This window comes from Methylobacterium ajmalii (assembly GCF_036448855.1).
GTDB lineage: Bacteria > Pseudomonadota > Alphaproteobacteria > Rhizobiales > Beijerinckiaceae > Methylobacterium > Methylobacterium ajmalii.
In genome coordinates, this window is record NZ_JAZFXT010000028.1 from 261,268 (window position 1) to 277,048 (window position 15,781).

Below are 15,781 nucleotides of genomic sequence, written 5' to 3' on the forward strand. Positions count from 1 at the left end.
TGAGGGAACGGCTTTCGCCGTCAGCGCGGCGCCACCGGCCAGAACAGCGTGATCAGCAGCGTGCCGACGACGATCACCATGATCGAGAGCGGCAGGCCGAGGCGGGCATAGTCGCCGAAGCGGTAGCCGCCCGGGCCCATCACCAGGGTGTTGCACTGGTGGCCGATCGGGGTGAGGAAGTCGCAGGCCGCCCCCACCGACACCGCCATCAGGAACGGATCCGGGTTGAGCCCGAGCTTCTGGGCGAGGCTGGCGCCGATCGGCCCCATCACCAGCACCGTCGCGGCGTTGTTGAGGAACGGCGTCACCGCCATCGCGGCGATCAGCAGCAGGCCGATCGCCAGCATCGGCGGCACGGTGTGCATGGCGTTCGACAGGGCTCCGGCGATCAGGTCGGTCCCGCCGGTGGTGCGCACCGCGTCGCTGACCGGGATCAGCGCACCGAGCAGCACGATCACCGGCCACTCGATCGTCTCGTAGGCCTCGTGCATGGTCATGACGCGCAGGACTAGCAGCAGCACCGCGGCGCCGAAGAACGCCATCGCCACCGGCACGACGTGGAGCGCGATCAGCGCCATCGCGCCGGCCAGCACCGCGATCGGGATGTAGCTGCGGCGGCTGTGGCCGAGCGCCAGCTTTCGCTCGGCGAGCGGCAGCAGGCCGAACTCCGACAGCATGTCGCCGAGCCGGTCCTGGGCGGCGCGCAGCACCACCACGTCGCCGGCGCGCAGGCGCACGCTGCCGATGCGCCGGGTGATCGCCGCGCCCGAGCGGCTGACCGCCAGGAGCGTGGTGCCGTGATGCCCGGCGAGGTCGGCGCCCGCCGCCGTAGTGCCGACGAGGGCCGAGCCGTCCGGGATCACCGCCTCGATCACCGTCGCCTCCCCGGCCGCCGGCAGCGTGCCGACGAGCGTCAGCTTCGCCCGCGCCACCAGGCGCTCCAGGTCCTCCGGCTCGCCGTCGAGGAGCAGGACGTCCCCGGCGGACAGCCGCCAGTCGGGCCCCGGTACGAAGCGGCGGAAGCGCTCGCGGATCACGGTCGCCACCGTGACGTCCCCGTCGCCGAGCGCCTCGAGCTCCCCGACCGTCGCGCCGACGAGCGGCGAGTCGCCGGGCAGGCAGGCCTCGGTCGTGTAGGCCTCGATCCGGAACGAGGCGGCGAGCGAGCCCGCCGGGCGCCGGTCGCGCGGCAGCAGCCGGTAACCGACCGCCAGGAAGGCGAGGCCCGCCGCCGCGAGCCCGAGTCCGACGGGGGTGAAGTCGAACATGCCGAAGGGCTGGCCGGTGACGTCGGCCCGCACCTTGGCGACGATGATGTTGGTCGAGGTCCCGACTAAGGTGACGAGCCCGCCGATCAGCGAGGCGAAGGACATCGGCATCATCAGCAGCGAGGCCGGCGTGCCGGTCTTGCGCCCGAGCTGGAGCGCCACCGGCATGAAGATCGCGAGTGCGCCGATGTTCTTGGTGAAGACCGACAGGCCCATCACGGCGCCGGCCAGCGCCGGTACCTGCCGGCTGGGCTTTCGCAGGTAGGGCAGGAGCGGGCGCATCGCGCTCTCGACGACGCCCGAGCGCGACACCGCCGACGAGATGACGAGCGCGCTCGCCACGATGATCACCACGTCGTCGGCGAAGCCGTTGAAGGCCTTGGAGGCCGGCACCAGTCCCAGCGCCACCCCGGCGACGAGAGAAAGGAGGGCCACGAGGTCGTAGGGCAGCCGGCCCCAGATGAAGAGCAGGACGGTGACGCCGATGAGGCCGAAGGCGAGGCCCTGGTCGAGGGTCATGCGCCGGCCTGCCGGTCGGACGATCGGGGGCGTGTCATGCCGGGGGATGATCCTGCTGCGGGGTATCGAGTCCCCCTAGATTGGGTGGCGGGCGGCCGCGCCCAGGGCGGCGGGGCGAAGAGTTTGCGTGGGACGGTGCCTTCTCGCCCCCGTCGCGAGCGGATAGGCTCCCGGGGGCAGCCGGGAAGCGCCACAGGGGAGCGCGCCATGGAAGACCGCGTCCGTCGCCACCACGGGCTCACCGTCTCCGAATTCGACCGCTTCGTCGATGCGCAGCGCGACGAGAGCGACTGGGAGCTGGTCGACGGCGAGGTCGTCATGATGACGAACCCGACGGAGAACCACGAGCAGATCGCCGGCAATATCGGCGCGCCGCTGAAGCTCGCCATGGATGCTGCCGGCTGCCGCAGCTACCAGGGCGGGATGCGGGTGCAGCGCGACGAGGACGGCCGCGGCCGGGACAAGCCGAAGCCCGACATCGTCGTACGCTGCGGACCGCGCCAGAACCGCACCTTCGTCACCGACCCGCTCGTCATCGTCGAGGTGCTGTCGCCGAGCACCATGGACCGCGATCGCGGGCCCAAGCTGTCCTTCTACAAGTCGTTGCCGACGCTCCGGCACATCGTCCTTGCCTACCAGGACCAGATGCGGGTGGAGCATTACCGGCGCGAGGCGGATGGCTGGGTCTGCGACGTCCTCACCGCGCCGGACGACGTCCTGCGGCTCGAGGCCGTGGATTTCGCGATCGATCTCGGGCGGATCTATTTCGACGTGCCGGTCCTGCGCCCGATCGTCGGCGGCTGATCCCGCCGCGGAGCCCGGCGCATCGCCGCACGTTGGTGCGGGACCGCCCGTCACGGACCCGCCCCGCATGAGCTTCGCCTTCCTCACCCGCGCCTTCGGGCGCGACGACCCGGCCGGGGAGGTCGAGGAGCCGGGGACCGCCCCGGCCCGGGCCTCGCGGCGCGACCGGCGGGCGGGGCGGGCGGACGCGGTGGTGACCGAGGCCCTGGGCCAGAAGGTGCTGCACGCCTTCCTGCAGAACCGCCACCAGACCCTGGTGCCGCTCACCCTCAACCTCCGGGTGCTGGAGCCGGCCCAGCGCGACCTCGTGATCCAGGCGATGGCGGCGGCCTTCCTGGCGCAGGGGCGCCGGCAGGATCCCGCCCCGGTGCGCGACGCGCTCACCCGGATCAGCGCCGCGGAGGCCGAGCGCCAGCGCCTCGACAAGGCGCTCGCCGCGCCGCTGGCGCTCGGCGATCTCCTCGACGCGATCCTCGACGCCGACCTCGGCGCCTACGCGTACGTCGCCTCGCTGCTCGCCGTGGACCAGCGCCGCCGGGTCAACCAGCTCTATCTCGCCTATCTGGCCGAGCGCCTGGGATTGGCCGAGGACGTGGTGTCGAGCCTGCACCGGCGCTACCGGGTATAATACTGCGGCCTCACGACTGTCCCGCGGGGCTTCTCCTGCGAGCGGCCGGGCGCTAACCTGTCGGGGTCGTCGCGCCAACCGATCCCGAGCGTTCCCGAGTTCCATGCCCCGCAGCCGCCCCGGCGCCCAGCCCCGCGACGAGCCGCATCCGACGGACGCACCGTTCCCCGGGGCGCAGAGTTCCAACGGGCAAGCCCCTGTCGGGCAAGCCTCCGTCGGGGCCTCCGCCGCCGGACCCGTCCTGGCCGGGCTTGCCTCCGCCGGGCTCGGCCCCCGCGCCCGCGCGACGCCGCTCTCGGCGGATGCGCGGCTGCTGGCCATCGCGGCCGACCACCTGCGCCGGCTCGGCCACCGCCAGGTCACGGTGGTAGGCGTCGCCGCCGAGGCGGGCATGACGCATGCCAACGTCTACCGCTACTTCCCGTCGAAGACCGCGCTCGTCGACGCGGTGGCGGGGCGCTGGCTGCGGGAGGTCGAGGCCGAACTCGGCGCGATCGCGGACGCACCCGACCCCGCCGACGACAAGCTCGAGCGCCTGCTCCTGGCGCTCGCCTCGATGCAGCGCGACGTGCTGGTGCGCGATCCGCATCTGTTCGCGGTCCATCGCGACGCCACCGTCGAATCCCGGCCGATCGCCCGGCGCCACCGCGGCCGCCTGCGCCAGCTCGTCGAGCGGGTGATCGAGGAGGGGATGAATGCCGGCACCTTCTCGCTGCGCGACCGCGAGCGCGGCCTCGCCTTCATCTTCGACACCAGCCACCGCTTCCTGCACCCGGTCTCGATCCAGCTCGACGCCGAGGTCCCCCGCGACCTGATCGAGGTCCGCCTCGGCGCGATCATTCGGGCGATGCTGCGCATCCTGCGCCTCGGTACGCTCTAGCCGCGCTGACAAAGTGTCCGAAATGTAATGATCAGTCGGGTGTCGTCGTAGTCCGTTGCAATAAAATGCAAATCCGGATCGCGTGACGCCCCGGAAGCGCTGCCGCGGCCGTGCCCGGGCGCCCCGCGCCGGGCCCTCGGGTTGTCGGCCCCGGCTTTTTTCGCCAAAGAGGCACCCGCCGGCGCGGGCTCCTCGCGAGCGGACCCCGGCCCCCGACGGTTCCATCACACCGCGAAGGATCGGTTCTCACATGGCACGCAAGAAGATCGCGCTCATCGGCGCTGGACAGATCGGCGGCACGCTCGCGCACCTCGCCGGCCTCAAGGAGCTGGGCGACGTCGTGCTGTTCGACATCGCCGATGGCGTGCCGCAGGGCAAGGGCCTCGACATCGCCGAGTCGGCTCCGGTCGACGGCTTCGACGCCAAGTACAGCGGCGCGAGCGACTACAGCGCCATCGCCGGGGCCGACGTGGTGATCGTCACCGCCGGCGTGCCGCGCAAGCCCGGCATGAGCCGCGACGACCTGATCGGCATCAACCTGAAGGTCATGGAAGCGGTCGGCACCGGTATCAAGACCCACGCCCCGAACGCCTTCGTGATCTGCATCACCAACCCGCTCGACGCGATGGTGTGGGCGCTGCAGAAGTTCTCGGGCCTCGACCCGAAGAAGATCGTCGGCATGGCCGGCGTGCTCGACTCGGCCCGCTTCCGCCACTTCCTGGCCGAGGAGTTCCAGGTCTCGGTCGAGGACGTCACCGCCTTCGTGCTCGGCGGCCACGGCGACGACATGGTGCCGCTGGTGCGCTACTCGACGGTGGCCGGCGTGCCGCTGCCCGACCTCGTCAAGCTGGGCTGGACCACCCAGGAGAAGCTCGACGCGATGGTCGAGCGGACCCGCAAGGGCGGCGGCGAGATCGTCAACCTGCTCAAGACCGGCTCGGCCTTCTACGCGCCGGCGGCGTCGGCCATCGCGATGGCCGAGAGCTACCTCAAGGACAAGAAGCGGGTCCTGCCCTGCGCGGCCCACCTCACCGGCCAGTACGGCGTCGACGGCCTGTTCATCGGCGTGCCGATCGTGATCGGCGAGAACGGCGTCGAGCGCATCGTCGAGGTCGAGTTCACGGCTGAGGAGAAGGCGATGTTCGAGAAGTCGGTCAACTCCGTCAATGGCCTGGTCGAGGCCTGCAAGGGCATCAACGGCGCGCTGGCGTAAGGCCCGACGGGCGGCGCGGGGGGATCCCCGCGCCGCCTTCCCGCCCGCCCCCGCCTGACGAAAAGAAAGCTTGTCGCCCCATGAACATCCACGAGTATCAAGCCAAGGCCGTCCTCAAGGAGTTCGGCCTGCCGGTCTCGAACGGCCGCGCCATCTTCAAGGCCTCCGAGGCCGAGGCCGCCGCCAAGGAGCTGGGCGGCCCGCTCTGGGTCGTGAAGTCCCAGATCCATGCCGGCGGGCGCGGCAAGGGCAAGTTCAAGGAGGCCGAGGCGGGCGAGAAGGGCGGCGTGCGCCTCGCCAAGTCGGTCGAGGAGGTCAAGGCCTTCTCCGAGCAGATGCTCGGCCGCACCCTCGTGACGGTGCAGACCGGCGAGGCCGGCAAGCAGGTCAACCGCCTCTACATCGAGGACGGCTCCGACATCGAGACCGAGTTCTACCTGTCGATGCTCGTCGACCGCGAGACCGGCAAGGTCGCCTTCGTGGTCTCGACCGAGGGCGGCATGGACATCGAGCAGGTCGCCCACGACACGCCCGAGAAGATCGTCACCTTCTCGGTCGACCCGGCCACCGGCGTGCTGCCGCATCACGGCCGCGCGGTCGCCAAGGCGCTCGGGCTGACCGGCCCGCTCGCCAAGGAGGCGGAGGACCTCACCACCAAGCTCTACCGGGCGTTCACCGCCAAGGACATGAGCATGCTGGAGATCAACCCGCTCATCGTCACCAAGGACGGGCACCTGAAGTGCCTGGACGCCAAGATCTCGTTCGACTCGAACAGCCTCTACCGCCAGCCGGAGATCGTGCAACTGCGCGACGTCACCGAGGAGGACGAGAAGGAGATCGAGGCCTCGAAGTACGACCTCGCCTACATCGCGCTCGAGGGCACGATCGGCTGCATGGTGAACGGCGCCGGCCTCGCCATGGCGACGCTCGACATCATCAAGCTCTACGGCGAGGAGCCGGCGAACTTCCTCGACGTCGGCGGCGGCGCCTCGGAGGAGAAGGTCACCGCGGCCTTCAAGATCATCACCGCCGACCCGAACGTGAAGGGCATCCTGGTCAACATCTTCGGCGGCATCATGAAGTGCGACGTGATCGCCAACGGGGTGATCGCGGCCGTGAAGGCGGTGGGCCTGCAGGTCCCGCTAGTGGTGCGCCTCGAGGGCACCAACGTCGAGAAGGGCAAGGAGATCATCCGCTCCTCGGGCCTCAACGTGATCCCGGCCGACGATCTCGACGACGCGGCGCAGAAGATCGTCGCGGCTGTGAAGAAGGCGGCTTGAGCCGGAGCTTGAAACGGTCATGGACGCTGCGGTCAGAACCCTGATCAGCCCCTACCTTTTGGGCAGTGTCATTGCTCTGGCCATTGGAGGTCAGATCATCGGGGCGATTCGTTCAGGTGTTCCAGGCGTTTGGTGGTTTTGGCGCGCGTCGCTCTTTGCCATCGCCGGCCTGGGACTCCTGACCGTGGCCATCAAAGATGTGCAGATGCTGCTCGGAGGCGGTGCGGCCAACACGCGAGATGCTGAGTTCATGTCGCGTGTGCTCTCGAACGCCCTAGCTCTCTGGGCAGGCTACAGCCTCTGGGTACTGACAGTTTCGGCCTGGATCATCGCTGCGATCAGCTACCTGCTGGCACGCCCAAAGGATCCTACTGCGTCCGTTTCGGATTCCGAAATCTCCCGCCCATCCTGAAGAGAAACGTCTGATGTCCATCCTCATCGACAAGAACACCAAGGTCATCTGCCAGGGCTTCACCGGCAAGAACGGGACCTTCCACTCCGAGCAGGCGATCGCCTACGGCACCAAGATGGTCGGCGGCACCTCGCCGGGGAAGGGCGGCGCGACCCATCTCGGCCTGCCGGTGTTCGACACCGTGAAGGAGGCCCGCCACGCCACCGGCGCCGACGCCTCGGTGGTCTACGTGCCGCCGCCGGGCGCCGCCGACGCGATCTGCGAGGCGATCGACGCCGAGATCCCGCTGATCGTCTGCATCACGGAAGGCATCCCGGTCCTCGACATGGTGCGGGTCAAGCGCTCGCTCGAGGGCTCGAAGTCGCGCCTCGTCGGCCCGAACTGCCCCGGCATCGTCACCGCCGGCGAGTCGAAGATCGGCATCATGCCGGCCAACATCTTCCGTCCGGGCTCGGTCGGCATCGTGTCGCGCTCCGGCACGCTGACCTACGAGGCGGTGTTCCAGACCACCAACGAGGGCCTCGGCCAGACCACCGCGGTCGGCATCGGCGGCGACCCGGTCAAGGGCACCGAGTTCATCGACATGCTGGAGATGTTCCTCGCCGACGACAAGACCGAGTCGATCGTGATGATCGGCGAGATCGGCGGCTCGGCCGAGGAAGAGGCGGCGCAGTTCATCCGCGACGAGGCCAAGCGCGGCCGCAAGAAGCCGATGGTCGGCTTCATCGCCGGCCGCACGGCCCCTCCCGGCCGCCGCATGGGTCACGCCGGCGCGATCATCTCGGGCGGCAAGGGCGGCGCCGAGGACAAGATCGCCGCGATGGAGGAGGCCGGCATCCGCGTCTCGCCGTCGCCGGCCCGCCTCGGCAAGACCCTGGTCGAGGTCCTGACGGGCTGATGCGCCGCGGGGGGGCTCGGGATGTCTCCGGATCCCCGGCCCCTCGCCCCGCGCATGGCAGGCGTGGCGTGCGGAATCTCGGTTCCGCACCCATATCGCAAGCAAACGTCAACTCTCTTGAGTTCGTAAGACATCCTCGCGTCCGGTGAGACCGGGCGCCCCCACCGTCGATCACCCGCCATCCTCCCGCCTCAACTGCTGGCGAGAAGCCGGGCTCCGATCGACCAGCGCGGATAGACAGATCGCCATGGCACGCCAGGACGCGAACGACGCCCTCCTCGGAACCTCGTTCCTCTACGGAGGCAACGCCGACTACATCGAGGAGCTCTACGCGACCTACACCCGGGATCCCAACGCGGTCGATCCCGAGTGGCGCAGCTTCTTCTCCGGCCTGAAGGAGGAGAGCGCGATCGTGGTCAAGAACGCGGAGGGCGCGTCCTGGACCAAGCCGAACTGGCCGGTCGCCGCCAACGGCGACATCGTCTCGGCGCTCGACGGCAACTGGGCCCAGATCGAGAAGGCGGTCGGCGAGAAGATCAAGGCCAAGCAGGAGGCCAAGGGTCAGGCGGTCGCCCCGGTCGACGTGCAGCAGGCGACCAAGGATTCGGTCCGCGCGATCATGCTGATCCGCGCCTACCGCATGCGCGGCCATCTCCACGCCAAGCTCGATCCGCTGGGCCTCCAGCCGCGCGGCGACCACGAGGAGCTGCATCCGCAGCATTACGGCTTCGCCGAGTCCGATTGGGACCGGCCGATCTTCCTCGACAACGTGCTCGGCCTCGAGTTCGGCACCATCCGGGAGATCGTCGCGATCCTGGAGCGGACCTACTGCCAGACCCTCGGCGTCGAGTTCATGCACATCTCCGATCCCGAGGAGAAGGCCTGGATCCAGGAGCGCATCGAGGGCAAGGACAAGGAGATCTCGTTCACCGAGCAGGGCCGGCGGGCGATCCTCAACAAGATGATCGAGGCCGAGGGCTTCGAGAAGTTCCTTGATCTCAAGTACACCGGCACCAAGCGCTTCGGCCTCGACGGCTCCGAGGCGATGGTCCCGGCGCTCGAGCAGATCATCAAGCGCGGCGGCGCGCTCGGCGTCACCGACATCGTGCTGGGCATGGCGCATCGCGGCCGCCTCAACGTGCTCGCCAACGTGATGTCGAAGCCGTTCCGGGCGATCTTCCACGAGTTCAAGGGCGGCTCGTCCTCGCCGGCGGAGGTCGAGGGCTCGGGCGACGTGAAGTACCACCTCGGCGCCTCGAGCGACCGGGCCTTCGACGGCAACACCGTCCACCTGTCGCTGACCGCCAACCCGTCGCACCTCGAGATCGTCGATCCGGTGGTGCTCGGCAAGGTGCGCGCCAAGCAGGACCAGCAGGGCGACGAACAGCGCACCAACGTGCTGCCGCTCCTCATCCACGGCGACGCCGCCTTCGCGGGCCAGGGCGTGGTGGCGGAGTGCTTCGGCCTGTCGGGCCTGAAGGGCCACCGCACCGGCGGCTCGATCCACTTCATCATCAACAACCAGATCGGCTTCACCACCGATCCGCGCTTCTCGCGCTCCTCGCCCTACCCGTCCGACGTGGCGAAGATGGTCGAGGCGCCGATCTTCCACTGCAACGGCGACGACCCCGAGGCCGTCACCTTCGCGGCCAAGATCGCCACCGAGTACCGGCAGAAGTTCCACAAGCCGGTGGTGATCGACATGCTCTGCTACCGCCGCTTCGGCCACAACGAGGGCGACGAGCCCGCGTTCACCCAGCCGAAGATGTACCAGATCATCCGCAAGCACCCCTCGACGCTCGAGACCTACGGCAAGCGGCTGACCGAGACCGGCGTGGTGAGCCAGAAGGAGCTCGACGACCGCAAGGCCGAGTTCCGCGCCACCCTCGACAGCGAGTTCGACATCGCCACCGGCTACAAGGCCAACAAGGCCGACTGGCTCGACGGCCGCTGGTCGGGCCTGAAGGCGGTGCGCGAGGACGAGGACGACCCGCGCCGCGGTCGCACCGGCGTGCCGGCCGACACCCTGCGGCAGATCGGGCAGGCCATCACCACGGTGCCGCAGGACTTCCACCTGCACCGCACCATCCGGCGCTTCCTCGACAACCGCGCCAAGGCGATCGAGACCGGCGAGGGCCTAGACTGGGCGACCGCCGAGGCGCTGGCCTTCGGCTCGCTGCTGACCGAGGGCCACCGTGTCCGCCTGTCGGGCCAGGATGTCGAGCGCGGCACCTTCTCGCAGCGCCACTCGGTGGTGATCGACCAGGAGAACGAGGAGCGCTACACGCCCCTCAACCACATCAAGGACGGCCAGAGCCGCTACGAGGTCATCAACTCGATGCTCTCGGAGGAGGCGGTGCTCGGCTTCGAGTACGGCTACACCCTGGCCGAGCCGAACTCCCTGGTGCTGTGGGAGGCGCAGTTCGGCGACTTCGCCAACGGCGCGCAGGTCGTGGTCGACCAGTTCATCTCGTCCGGTGAGCGCAAGTGGCTGCGCATGTCGGGCCTGGTGATGCTGCTGCCGCACGGCTACGAGGGCCAGGGTCCGGAGCACTCCTCCGCCCGCCTCGAGCGCTACCTGCAGATGTGCGCCGAGGACAACATGCAGGTCGCCAACTGCACGACGCCCTCGAACTACTTCCACATCCTGCGCCGCCAGCTGAAGCGGGACTTCCGCAAGCCGCTGGTGCTGATGACCCCGAAGTCGCTGCTGCGCCACAAGCGGGCGGTCTCGGCGCTCGCCGACATCGCCGAGGGCTCGACCTTCCACCGCGTGCTGTGGGACGACGCCGAGAAGGCGCAGGACGGCGTGAAGCTGTCGAAGGACGACAAGGTCCGGCGCGTCGTACTGTGCTCGGGCAAGGTCTATTACGACCTCTACGAGGAGCGCGAGAAGCGCGGCATCTCCGACGTGTACCTGATGCGCGTCGAGCAGCTCTACCCGTTCCCGCTCAAGTCGCTGGCCACCGAGATCTCCCGGTTCCGCAACGCCGAGGTGGTGTGGTGCCAGGAGGAGCCCAAGAACATGGGCTCGTGGGCCTTCGTCGAGCCCTACCTCGAGTGGGTCCTCAACCAGGCCGGCTCCGCCTCCAAGCGTCCGCGCTACATCGGCCGCCCGGCCTCGGCCTCGACCGCCGTCGGCCTGATGTCGAAGCACCTCGACCAGCTCCAGGCCTTCCTCAACGAGGCCCTGGCGGTCTGATCCCCCTTCACCGGCGCCCCGCGAGGGGCGCCGCCTAACGTTTTTTCCGGGCGCATCCCCACCGCCCCAACCCTGACGGAAGACATGGCCACCGAAATCCGCGTCCCGACGCTCGGCGAGTCCGTGAGCGAGGCCACGATCGGCCGCTGGTTCAAGAAGCCCGGCGACACCGTGAAGGCCGACGAGCCGCTGGTCGAGCTCGAGACGGACAAGGTCACCCTCGAGGTCAACGCCCCGGCCTCGGGCCAGCTCGGCGAGATCGTCGCCAAGGACGGCGAGACGGTCGAGCCCGGCGCGCTCCTCGGCTCGATCGTCGAGGGCGGCGCCTCCGCCGGCAACGGCGCGGCCGCTCCCAAGGCCGAGGCCCCCAAGGAGGCCCCGAAGGCCGCCGCCGAGGCGCCCCCGAAGTCGTCGTCGGCTTCTTATGGCAGCCACGGCGACGCCGCCCCGAAGGGTCATTCGACCGGCGACAACGGCCCGGCCGTCGCCCGCCTCGCCCAGGAATCCGGCGTCGACCCGTCGTCCGTGAAGGGCAGCGGCAAGGACGGCCGCGTCACCAAGGGCGACATGCTCTCGGCGATCTCGTCGGGCGCCTCCGCTCCCGCCCCGGCGGCCCCCCAGGCGGCCCGCGCCCCGTCCGCCCCGGACGATGCCTCCCGCGAGGAGCGGGTGCGCATGACCAAGCTGCGCCAGACCATCGCCCGGCGCCTGAAGGACGCGCAGAACACCGCCGCGATGCTGACGACGTTCAACGACGTCGACATGGGCGCGGTGATGGCCCTGCGCCAGCAGTACAAGGACGTGTTCGAGAAGAAGCACGGCGCCAAGCTCGGCTTCATGGGCTTCTTCACGAAGGCGGTGATCGGCGCCCTGAAGGACGTGCCGGCGGTCAACGCCGAGATCGACGGCCAGGACATCGTCTACAAGAACTACTACCACGTCGGCATCGCGGTCGGCACCGACAAGGGCCTCGTCGTCCCGGTGGTGCGCGACGCCGACCAGCTGTCGATCTCCGGCATCGAGAAGGCCATCACCGGCTTCGGCCGCAAGGCCCGCGACGGCAAGCTGTCGATCGAGGACATGCAGGGCGGCACGTTCACGATCACCAACGGCGGCATCTACGGCTCGCTGATGTCGACCCCGATCCTCAACGCGCCGCAATCGGGCATCCTCGGCATGCACCGCATCGAGGAGCGTCCGGTCGTGCGTAACGGCAAGATCGAGGCGCGGCCGATGATGTACCTCGCCCTGTCGTACGATCACCGCATCGTCGACGGGAAGGAGGCCGTGACCTTCCTGGTGCGGGTCAAGGAGGCCCTGGAGGACCCGGCGCGCCTCGTGCTCGACCTCTGAAGGCCGCTTGAAACCGGAGCCCCTGCCCCGCCCGGGGGAGGGGCCTTCGGAAAACTGGCGTGACGAGAGTGGCACGGGTCTCCTCCTCTCCCCGCCCGCGGGGAGAGGGGAAACCCGCGCCTTTTTATCTCCCGGATAGCTTCGTCGCCTGGGGGAAGGGTCTCTCGACATCGGGGAGCACGACGATGACGGACAAGGTCCTGGTGGTCACCGGCGGCAGCCGCGGCATCGGCCGTGCCGTTGCCCTACGGGCGGCGCGGGCCGGCTGGCGGGTCTGCTTCTCCTACGTCGCGGCCAAGGACGCCGCCGACTCGCTCGTGCGGGAGATCGAGGATCTCGGCGGCACGGCGCTCGCCGTCCGCAGCGACGTCGCGGTCGAGGCCGACATCCCGGCCCTGTTCGAGGCCGCCGACGGTCTGGGCACGCTCGGCGGGCTCGTGAACAACGCGGGCGTCGTCGACCACGCGGCCCGGGTCGACGAGATGACCTTCGCGCGTCTCCACCGGATGATGACCACCAACGTCGTCGGCTCGTTCCTGTGCGCCGGCGAGGCGGTGCGGCGGATGTCGACCCGCCACGGCGGGCAGGGCGGCGTCATCGTCAACATCTCGTCGGTCGCCGCCCGCCTCGGCGCGCCGAACCAGTACGTCGACTACGCGGCCTCCAAGGGCGCCATCGACACGCTCACCACCGGTCTCGCCGGCGAGGTCGCCGCGGAAGGCATCCGCGTCAACGGCGTCGCCCCCGGCCTGATCGAGACCGAGATCCATGCCAGCGGCGGCCAGCCCGACCGGCTGGCGCGGCTCGGCCCCACGGTGCCGATGAAGCGCGCCGGCACCGCCGACGAGATCGCCGCCGCGGTGCTGTGGCTCCTCTCCGACGAGGCGTCCTACGCCACCGGCGCGACCCTGACCGTCTCGGGCGGCCGCTAAGCGGATTTCGCCGAAGTGGTTACCGGTTCGGCGCCGACAATCTGCGACAAAACAAGAACCTAAGCGGGCGTAGCGTTGGCCTGCCAACGCAAGTCTGCTTAGCCTCCCTCATCCTCCCATCCATCGCAGCGGCGGCGCCCCCGCGGCCGGCCGCTCCCAACCTCGCGAGTCCCGCATGTCCTCCTACGATCTCGTCGTCATCGGCACCGGCCCCGGCGGTTACGTCTGCGCGCTGCGCGCCGCCCAGCTCGGCCTGAAGACCGCCGTGGTCGAGAAGCGCCCGGCCCACGGCGGCACCTGCCTCAACGTCGGCTGCATCCCCTCGAAGGCCCTGCTGCACGCCTCGGAAGCCTTCGAGGAGGCAACCAAGCACTTCCCGGTGCTCGGCATCACCGTCGGCGAGCCCAAGCTCGACCTGGCGAAGATGATGGCGTTCAAGCAGGACGGCGTCGACGGCAACACCAAGGGCGTCGCGTTCCTGCTCAAGAAGAACGGCATCGAGGCGTTCCAGGGCACCGGCCGTCTCGCCGGCGCCGGCCGGGTCGAGGTGACCTCGGAGGATGGCGGCAACCAGATCCTCGAGGCCAAGAACGTCGTGATCGCGACGGGCTCGGACGTCGCCAACCTGCCGGGCGTCACCATCGACGAGGAGGTCGTGGTGTCCTCGACCGGCGCCCTCGACCTGACGAAGGTCCCGGGCAAGCTCGTCGTCATCGGCGCCGGCGTCATCGGCCTCGAGCTCGGCTCGGTCTGGCGGCGGCTCGGCGCCCAGGTGACCGTGGTCGAGTATCTCGACCGGATCCTGCCCGGCATGGACGGCGAGGTCGGCAAGCAGTTCCAGCGCATCCTCGCCAAGCAGGGCATCGAGTTCCGCCTGTCGCAGAAGGTCACCGGCGTCGAGCGCACCGGCGAGGGCGCCAAGGTTACGGTCGAGCCGGCCGCGGGCGGCACGGCGGAGACGCTGGAGGCCGACGTGGTGCTCGTCGCCATCGGCCGGACGCCCTACACCGCGGGCCTCGGCCTCGACACGGTCGGCGTCCAGCTCGACAACAAGGGCCGGATCCAGACCGACGACCGCTACGCCACCAACGTCACCGGCATCTACGCCATCGGCGACGTGATCGCCGGCCCGATGCTCGCCCACAAGGCCGAGGACGAGGGCGTCGCGGTCGCCGAGATCCTGGCCGGCAAGGCGGGCCACGTGAATTACGGCGTGATCCCGAACGTGGTCTACACCACGCCGGAGGTCGCCTCGGTCGGCAAGTCCGAGGAGGAGCTGAAGAAGGACGGGATCGCCTACAACATCGGCAAGTTCCCGTTCACCGCGAACGGCCGCGCCAAGGTGAACCACACCACCGACGGCTTCGTGAAGGTGCTGGCCGATGCCGGAACCGACCGGGTGCTCGGGGTCCACATCGTCGGGCCTGACGCCGGCAACCTCATCATGGAGGTGGCGGTGGCGATGGAGTTCGGCGCCTCGTCCGAGGACATCGCCCGCACCTGCCACGCCCACCCGACCCTGACCGAGGCGGTCAAGGAAGCCGCGCTCGCGGTCGAGAAGCGCGCGCTGCACATGTGAGGGCTCGCGGGCGAACCCTCCCCCCTCCGCGGGGGGAGGGTGGCGCATGAAGTGAGCCGGGAGAGGGGAGCCACGCTTCCGGAGAGGTCGCGACCGTGGTGACGGGCGCAAATCCGGCATCGTCGCGCCGCCCCTCTCCCGGCCCCTGCCGACGCAGGGACCACCCTCCCCCGCAAAGGGGGGGTGGGCGGCAGGATCGGTATCGTCTGTTCCGGAATATCAAAGAAAAGTCGGAGGACACGCCATGATGGACGATGCGGCAAGAAACGCGACTTCCCCCTCCGTCGTCGTGGTGATGGGCGTCTCGGGCTCCGGCAAGTCCACGGTGGCGAGCCTGCTCGCCGGCCGGCTCGGCTGGGAGTTCGATGACGGGGACGACTTCCACCCCGCCGCCAACGTCGAGAAGATGCAGGCCGGCCATCCCCTCACCGACGAGGACCGCTGGCCCTGGCTCGCCGCCATCGCGGCCTGGATCGACCGGGTGCGGGCCGAGGGGCGGCACGGGGTCGTGACCTGCTCGGGCCTCAAGCGCGCCTATCGCGACATGCTGGTCGGCGGCCGGCCCGATGTCCGCCTCGTCTACCTCCAGGGCGACCGGGAGCTGATCGGCCGGCGCATGGCCGCCCGCCACGGCCACTTCATGCCGACGAGCCTGCTCGACAGCCAGTTCCGCACCCTCGAGGAGCCGGCGCCCGACGAGGACCCGCTGGTGGTCTCGATCGGCGCCACCCCGCAGGCGATCGTCGCCGAGATCGTCGAGACCCTGAAGGGCCCCGGGCCGCGGACGGCCTGAGCACGGACCCCCGGCCGAGG

General features: G+C 69.7%; 13 protein-coding genes. 12 read left to right on the top strand and 1 reads right to left on the bottom strand.

The genetic code is table 11. The features are described from left to right. Positions 1 to 20: 20 nt before the first annotated feature. Positions 21 to 1,787 (bottom strand): SLC13 family permease, encoded by a 1,767-nt coding sequence (locus tag V3T34_RS14670; protein ID WP_305077665.1) that lies wholly within the window; start codon positions 1,785 to 1,787, stop codon positions 21 to 23. 207 nt (positions 1,788 to 1,994) lie between these two features. Between V3T34_RS14670 and V3T34_RS14675 the strand changes: the two genes are divergently transcribed. From V3T34_RS14675 to V3T34_RS14730, 12 genes are all read left to right on the top strand, one after another. Next, positions 1,995 to 2,591 (top strand): Uma2 family endonuclease, encoded by a 597-nt coding sequence (locus tag V3T34_RS14675; RefSeq protein ID WP_305077666.1) that lies wholly within the window; start codon positions 1,995 to 1,997, stop codon positions 2,589 to 2,591. 67 nt (positions 2,592 to 2,658) lie between these two features. Beyond that, a complete protein-coding gene (locus V3T34_RS14680) occupies positions 2,659 to 3,219 on the top strand; it encodes a DUF533 domain-containing protein (RefSeq protein WP_060846841.1) in 561 nt (186 codons plus the stop codon). Positions 3,220 to 3,322: 103 nt separating this feature from the next. After that, positions 3,323 to 4,099, top strand: a complete 777-nt coding sequence (locus V3T34_RS14685) for a TetR/AcrR family transcriptional regulator (protein ID WP_082742476.1) — start codon at positions 3,323 to 3,325, stop codon at positions 4,097 to 4,099. A gap of 250 nt (positions 4,100 to 4,349) precedes the next feature. Next, positions 4,350 to 5,312, top strand: a complete 963-nt coding sequence (mdh, locus tag V3T34_RS14690) for a malate dehydrogenase (RefSeq protein WP_305077667.1) — start codon at positions 4,350 to 4,352, stop codon at positions 5,310 to 5,312. 80 nt (positions 5,313 to 5,392) lie between these two features. Then, positions 5,393 to 6,592, top strand: a complete 1,200-nt coding sequence (sucC, locus tag V3T34_RS14695; RefSeq protein ID WP_305077668.1) for an ADP-forming succinate--CoA ligase subunit beta — start codon at positions 5,393 to 5,395, stop codon at positions 6,590 to 6,592. 19 nt (positions 6,593 to 6,611) lie between these two features. Then, a complete protein-coding gene (locus V3T34_RS14700; protein WP_305077669.1) occupies positions 6,612 to 7,004 on the top strand; it encodes a hypothetical protein in 393 nt (130 codons plus the stop codon). Between the two features lie 13 nt (positions 7,005 to 7,017). Then, positions 7,018 to 7,902, top strand: a complete 885-nt coding sequence (sucD, locus tag V3T34_RS14705; protein ID WP_305077670.1) for a succinate--CoA ligase subunit alpha — start codon at positions 7,018 to 7,020, stop codon at positions 7,900 to 7,902. Between the two features lie 247 nt (positions 7,903 to 8,149). Further along, a complete protein-coding gene (locus tag V3T34_RS14710; protein ID WP_091881346.1) occupies positions 8,150 to 11,104 on the top strand; it encodes a 2-oxoglutarate dehydrogenase E1 component in 2,955 nt (984 codons plus the stop codon). Between the two features lie 84 nt (positions 11,105 to 11,188). Further along, positions 11,189 to 12,457, top strand: coding sequence for a 2-oxoglutarate dehydrogenase complex dihydrolipoyllysine-residue succinyltransferase (gene odhB / locus V3T34_RS14715; protein WP_305077671.1), 1,269 nt, complete (start codon positions 11,189 to 11,191; stop codon positions 12,455 to 12,457). Between the two features lie 185 nt (positions 12,458 to 12,642). After that, the gene (locus V3T34_RS14720) at positions 12,643 to 13,389 is read left to right on the top strand and encodes an SDR family oxidoreductase (RefSeq protein WP_060846835.1); all 747 of its coding nucleotides are present in this window, start codon (positions 12,643 to 12,645) and stop codon (positions 13,387 to 13,389) included. 175 nt (positions 13,390 to 13,564) lie between these two features. After that, the gene (lpdA, locus tag V3T34_RS14725; protein WP_091881343.1) at positions 13,565 to 14,968 is read left to right on the top strand and encodes a dihydrolipoyl dehydrogenase; all 1,404 of its coding nucleotides are present in this window, start codon (positions 13,565 to 13,567) and stop codon (positions 14,966 to 14,968) included. A gap of 244 nt (positions 14,969 to 15,212) precedes the next feature. Further along, positions 15,213 to 15,761 (top strand): gluconokinase, encoded by a 549-nt coding sequence (locus V3T34_RS14730; RefSeq protein ID WP_305077672.1) that lies wholly within the window; start codon positions 15,213 to 15,215, stop codon positions 15,759 to 15,761. Positions 15,762 to 15,781: the final 20 nt, after the last annotated feature.

Bases quoted from the DNA above. Each gene is read 5' to 3' on its own strand.
- V3T34_RS14670 (WP_305077665.1), bottom strand. From the start codon at position 1,787: ATGACCCTCGACCAGGGCCTCGCCTTCGGCCTCATCGGCGTCACCGTC.
- V3T34_RS14675 (WP_305077666.1), top strand. From the start codon at position 1,995: ATGGAAGACCGCGTCCGTCGCCACCACGGGCTCACCGTCTCCGAATTC.
- V3T34_RS14680 (WP_060846841.1), top strand. From the start codon at position 2,659: ATGAGCTTCGCCTTCCTCACCCGCGCCTTCGGGCGCGACGACCCGGCC.
- V3T34_RS14685 (WP_082742476.1), top strand. From the start codon at position 3,323: ATGCCCCGCAGCCGCCCCGGCGCCCAGCCCCGCGACGAGCCGCATCCG.
- mdh (WP_305077667.1), top strand. From the start codon at position 4,350: ATGGCACGCAAGAAGATCGCGCTCATCGGCGCTGGACAGATCGGCGGC.
- sucC (WP_305077668.1), top strand. From the start codon at position 5,393: ATGAACATCCACGAGTATCAAGCCAAGGCCGTCCTCAAGGAGTTCGGC.
- V3T34_RS14700 (WP_305077669.1), top strand. From the start codon at position 6,612: ATGGACGCTGCGGTCAGAACCCTGATCAGCCCCTACCTTTTGGGCAGT.
- sucD (WP_305077670.1), top strand. From the start codon at position 7,018: ATGTCCATCCTCATCGACAAGAACACCAAGGTCATCTGCCAGGGCTTC.
- V3T34_RS14710 (WP_091881346.1), top strand. From the start codon at position 8,150: ATGGCACGCCAGGACGCGAACGACGCCCTCCTCGGAACCTCGTTCCTC.
- odhB (WP_305077671.1), top strand. From the start codon at position 11,189: ATGGCCACCGAAATCCGCGTCCCGACGCTCGGCGAGTCCGTGAGCGAG.
- V3T34_RS14720 (WP_060846835.1), top strand. From the start codon at position 12,643: ATGACGGACAAGGTCCTGGTGGTCACCGGCGGCAGCCGCGGCATCGGC.
- lpdA (WP_091881343.1), top strand. From the start codon at position 13,565: ATGTCCTCCTACGATCTCGTCGTCATCGGCACCGGCCCCGGCGGTTAC.
- V3T34_RS14730 (WP_305077672.1), top strand. From the start codon at position 15,213: ATGATGGACGATGCGGCAAGAAACGCGACTTCCCCCTCCGTCGTCGTG.